Below are 4,795 nucleotides of genomic sequence, written 5' to 3'. Positions count from 1 at the left end.
GCTGCTCACGGTCCTCAATGCCATGATGCGAGACCGAAAGCCGTACCTGCAGACCAAACCAACATAACAGTTGCCGGGTCGCGCTTCGCTTGCCCGGGACGACGGCTGAGTGCGCCGAGAGGATCAGCCCTCACTTGCAGGGCTTGGAATCCCTGACGTCGAATTTGTCCAGCGCGCCCGAGATCACGAAATCGTTGTAATCCAGTACCAGCGCGCGAGAGACGCCGTTCTCGTAGAGCTCGAACGACATCGCGTAGACCGGCGTCTGCTCGCCGTCCTTCGCGCGCGCGTCGCTGTCGTAATAGCTCACCGTCACCGGCCAGCGCGTCATGGCCTTCATCGCATTGCTCGCCGTCGACGGATCGGGCGATGACGGCGCGCGGTCACCCGCGATCGGCCGCCCGATCACGGTCAGCGTGTTGTAGATCTTCTCGCCATTGTCGGAGCCGTCATAGACGGTCTGCTCGAGCACCGATTTGCCATCGCGGGCGGCACCGATGATGTGCTGGATCTGCTCGGTCGGGAACACGATCTTGCCGTCGATATTGAACGTCTTCTTCACCGGCTGGGTCAGCTTCACGGTGATATGATCGCCGACCCGCTCGGCGATACCGTCGACCGGCGACGATTCACTGTCGTTCATCCGCGTGTCGATCTTGAAGCGGTAGCTTTTGCCCGACGCGTCCTCCCAGGACGTGGAGCGAAGATCGGACAGCGTCACCTTGCCCTCGCCACTATCGAGCTCGGACACCTGGCGGAATTCGGAGGTATAGCCTTCGCAGGAGTTGCCGGAGAAATTATAGAGGATGCGCCCGCGCGCATCGCTGACCGAGTTGGAGCCGCGCGACTTCACCAGGCTGAGGTCGTAGAGCGCCTGATGCGCGAGGAACGGCCCGCTTGCCGCAGCTATCGCGGACCCCTGAACCAGGCCGGATCCTGCGGCAACGGCGATCGCAAACACCAGGGCACGCGACGGAGTCCGGAACGGCAGGGTCATATGGTTTCCTCAAGGAGGTAGGGATTCGCCACAATAGTGACGGTGGTATTGCGCCGCAACTGGGGCAAGTCTGACAAAATGGCAATGTACGCAGCGAAAATGCCGTCATTTTCGGCAGCTTTCCGTGCGATTCGGCACGTCATGGCCGCGTTGTCCTCACCTTACCGTCGCTTGCAACCGGCGGCATGATGCGCGAAACAATCGAAACAAACTTGGCCCTGACCGCGTTTCAGGCTTCGTGCAATCCAATTTGGGGGACCAAAAAATGGCGGGTACCGTCGAACAGAAACTGGCATCACAGGGCATCACACTTCCCGAGCCGACCTCCCCGGTCGCAAACTATGTCCCCTTCGTCCGCAGCGGAAACCTGCTGTTCGTGTCCGGCCAGATCTGCTTCAACGCCGAAGGCAAGCTGATCGCCAAGGGCAAGCTCGGCGCCGGCGTCACGCTCGAACAGGGCGCCGCCGCCGCGCGCGGCTGCGCAATCAACCTGCTGGCCCAGATCAAGGCCGCGCTCGGCGACCTCGACAAGGTGGTGCGCGTGGTGCGGCTCGGCGGCTTCATCAATTCGGCGCCCGACTTCTTCGACGGGCCGAAGGTGCTGAACGGCGCTTCCGACCTGATGGTCGAGGCATTCGGCGACAAGGGCCGCCATGCCCGCACCACCGTCGGCGTCGCCTCGCTGCCCGCGGACGCCGCGGTCGAAGTCGAAGGCGTGTTCGAAGTCGCCTGATCGATGCGCGCTCCTGATTGGCTGACGAAACGGCCGGTCGCCCATCGCGGCCTGCATGATGCCGCGCGCGGCATCATCGAGAACATGCCGGCCGCGGCCACCGCCGCGGTCGCCGGCAACTTCGCCATCGAGTGCGATATCCAGCTCACCGCCGACGGCGAGGCCATGGTGCATCACGACGATGCGCTCGGCCGCCTCACCGAGGGGGCGGGCCTGCTGGCGACCAAGACGGCGGCCGAGCTGAAGGCCGTCAAGTTCAAGGACACCGCCGAGCAGATGATGACGCTCGGCGATCTCTGCGCACTGGTCGCCGGCCGCGTGCCGCTGGTGGTCGAGGTGAAGAGCCATTTCGACGGCGACCGCAGGCTGGTGCGGCGGATGGCCGAGGTGCTGGCGTCCTATTCCGGCCCGGTGGTCGGCATGTCCTTCGATCCCGACCAGGTGCTGGCGCTGCGCGAGATCATGCCGAACCTGCCGCGCGGCATCACCGCCCAGCGCACCTATGACGACGGCCATTGGGACAAGCTGACGCCGGCGCAGCGCGACAGCATGCTGTACCTGCGGCACGGCTTTACGACCGAGCCGCATTTCGTCGCCTATTGGGTCAACCAGCTGCCGGCGCCGGAGCCGTGGATCGCCCGCAACGTGTTCGGCTGCCCGCTGCTGGCCTGGACCGTCAGAACCGCGGAACAGCGCGAACGCGCGGCGCGCTACGCCGACCAGATGATTTTCGAGGGGTTTGTGCCGGGAACCTGACATGTCCGAGACATGCCCCTTGCAGTCTTGAACTCGTCGCTGCGATGCACGATCTTCGCAGGGGTTGGTCGTCATCGGCGATGGCGGAATGCGGGGCATGATCCGGAAGTGGAGCCAGCTGTTCCGGAAAGATCATGCTCAAACGAGGCACCGGTCTTCATTCTCGATGGCGTCTTCTGAAATCACCCTAGAGGCTGTAGCTGACATCGGCGGCATTCCGGCCGCCGAATGGGACGCCTGCGCCAATCCCAAGGCGAACGCGGACAGCATCCATAACCTCGACACGCTGGCCTCGCCCGGCTCCGCAAACGATTGCCAGACCGCAGCAAGTTCGAGCTATAACCCGTTCGTTTCCCACGCCTTTTTCGCCGCCGCCGAAGCCTCCAATTCGGCCTGCCCGCGGACCGGCTGGGGCCCGCGGCATCTGATCGCGAAGCTCGATGGCCGGATCGTCGGCGTCGTGCCCTGCTATCTGAAATCGCACTCGCAGGGCGAATACGTGTTCGACCGCGGCTGGGCCGAGGCCTATCACCGCGCTGGCGGCAGCTATTACCCGAAGCTTCAGGTGTCCGTCCCCTTCACGCCCGCGACCGGGCCGCGGCTGTTAATCCGCGACGACGTCGACCGCGAGGTGATCGGCTCGGCGCTGGCGCGAGGCCTGCGGGCACTCTGCAACGCCACCGAGGCCTCCTCCGTGCATGTGACGTTCGCCCGCGAGGACGAGGCCAGGTTCCTCGGCGCCCACGGTTTCCTGCAGCGGACCGACCAGCAGTTCCACTGGCACAATGAGGGCTACAAGACCTTCGACGACTTTCTCGGCTCGCTGAACTCGCGCCACCGCAAGGGCATCAAGCGCGAGCGCCGCGAGGCGGTTGCCGCCGGGATCACCATCCACTGGCTGACCGGCGCCGACATCACCGAGGACGCCTGGGATGCGTTCTTCGAGTTCTACATGGAGACCGGCTCGCGCAAGTGGGGCCGGCCGTATCTGACCCGAGAATTCTTCTCGCTGATCGGCGAGACCATGAGCCGGGACGTGCTGCTGGTGATGGCCAAGCGCAACGGACGCTGGATCGCCGGTGCGATCAACTTCATCGGCTCGGACACACTGTTCGGCCGCAACTGGGGCGCGATCGAGCACCACCCGTTCCTGCATTTCGAGGTCTGCTACTACCAGGCGATCGATTTCGCGGTTCAGCGCGGGCTCAAGGTGGTCGAGGCCGGCGCGCAGGGCGAGCACAAGCTGGCGCGCGGCTACCTGCCGCAGACGACCTATTCGGCGCATTTCATCGCCGATCCCGGACTGCGCAGGGCGATCGCCGATTACCTCAAGCGCGAGCGCGACTATGTCGCCGAGGTCGGCCGTGAGCTCGCCGAGGCCGGCCCGTTCCGCAAGACGGTCGACGACGACGCTTGACGTCTCCGCCGCCACCTAGGCAATAAAGCAGCATCATCGAGGAACCGCCGCCATGCCCGCCGCCTACGACAGCAACAACATTTTCGCAAAGATCCTGCGCGGCGAGCTGCCCTGCTACAAGGTCTATGAAGACGAGCACGTGTTCGCGTTCCTCGACATCATGCCGCGCTCGCCGGGGCATACGCTCGTCATTCCCAAGGCCCCTGCCCGCAACATCCTCGACATCAAGCCCGACGACTACGCGCACGTCGCGCGCGCCTCGCACAAGATCGCCGCCGCCGCGATGAAGGCGTTCGAAGCCGACGGCATCACCGTGCAGCAATTCAACGAGCCCGCCGGCGGCCAGGTCGTGTTCCATCTGCACATGCACGTCATGCCGCGCAAGGACGGCGTCGCGCTGCTGCCGCCCGCGAGCCACAAGGAAGATGCCAAGGTGCTGGAGGCGAGCGCGGCAAAGCTGAGCGCGGCGTTGAAGTAGGCCACGGCGCTATTCCGTAGCCCGGATGAAGCGCAGCGCAATCCGGGACTCTCTGCCGTGCAGTAAGAGTGCTGCCCCGGATTTCGCTTCGCTGCATCCGGGCTACGACGTCGCAGATTTTACTCCGTCTCGAAGTCCCCCGCCTGCGGCGGGGCCAGCGGGGTGAACTCGCAGCGGTCGGGCTTGACGTCGATCAGCGGCGTCTCGTCGAGGCAGTCGAGGCCGCGCACCAAAATGACGTTGCCCTCGACACCGACCAGCTTGACGATCGAGGTGCCGATCGGGTTGGGGCGCACCGGCGAGCGCAGCGAGAAGGTGCCGCGGGTGTTGCCGTTGTTCTTCGGGCTTTGCAGCACGATGTCGCGGCGCGACTGGTGCAGCCAGTACAGCACCTCGACTGTCTCTTATACACAT

General features: G+C 64.7%; 5 protein-coding genes and 1 pseudogene. 4 read left to right on the top strand and 2 right to left on the bottom strand.

Features of this window, described 5'->3' with window-relative positions:
* Positions 1-130: 130 nt before the first annotated feature.
* On the bottom strand, positions 131-997 hold the full coding sequence (locus IF803_RS42150; protein WP_461196120.1) for a cell envelope integrity EipB family protein: 867 nt from the start codon (positions 995-997) through the stop codon (positions 131-133).
* 265 nt (positions 998-1,262) lie between these two features.
* Between IF803_RS42150 and IF803_RS42145 the strand changes: the two genes are divergently transcribed.
* The 4 genes from IF803_RS42145 (at position 1,263) to IF803_RS42130 (ending at position 4,381) form a co-directional block, all read left to right on the top strand.
* Positions 1,263-1,730 carry a RidA family protein gene (locus IF803_RS42145; RefSeq protein WP_461196119.1) on the top strand — a complete coding sequence of 156 codons (468 nt, stop codon included), beginning with the start codon at positions 1,263-1,265 and terminating at the stop codon, positions 1,728-1,730.
* 3 nt (positions 1,731-1,733) lie between these two features.
* Positions 1,734-2,486 (top strand): glycerophosphodiester phosphodiesterase, encoded by a 753-nt coding sequence (locus tag IF803_RS42140; protein WP_461196118.1) that lies wholly within the window; start codon positions 1,734-1,736, stop codon positions 2,484-2,486.
* A gap of 166 nt (positions 2,487-2,652) precedes the next feature.
* The gene (locus IF803_RS42135; protein WP_461196117.1) at positions 2,653-3,903 is read left to right on the top strand and encodes a GNAT family N-acetyltransferase; all 1,251 of its coding nucleotides are present in this window, start codon (positions 2,653-2,655) and stop codon (positions 3,901-3,903) included.
* A gap of 52 nt (positions 3,904-3,955) precedes the next feature.
* A complete protein-coding gene (locus IF803_RS42130; protein ID WP_028343342.1) occupies positions 3,956-4,381 on the top strand; it encodes an HIT family protein in 426 nt (141 codons plus the stop codon).
* Between the two features lie 119 nt (positions 4,382-4,500).
* Here IF803_RS42130 and IF803_RS42125 read toward each other — a convergent pair.
* Positions 4,501-4,779: pseudogene (locus tag IF803_RS42125) on the bottom strand (SAM-dependent methyltransferase); the annotation flags it as partial.
* Between the last annotated feature and the right edge of the window lie 16 nt (positions 4,780-4,795).

This window comes from Bradyrhizobium sp. UFLA06-06 (genome assembly GCF_054820065.1).
This window is presented reverse-complemented; position numbering and strand designations above follow the sequence as displayed.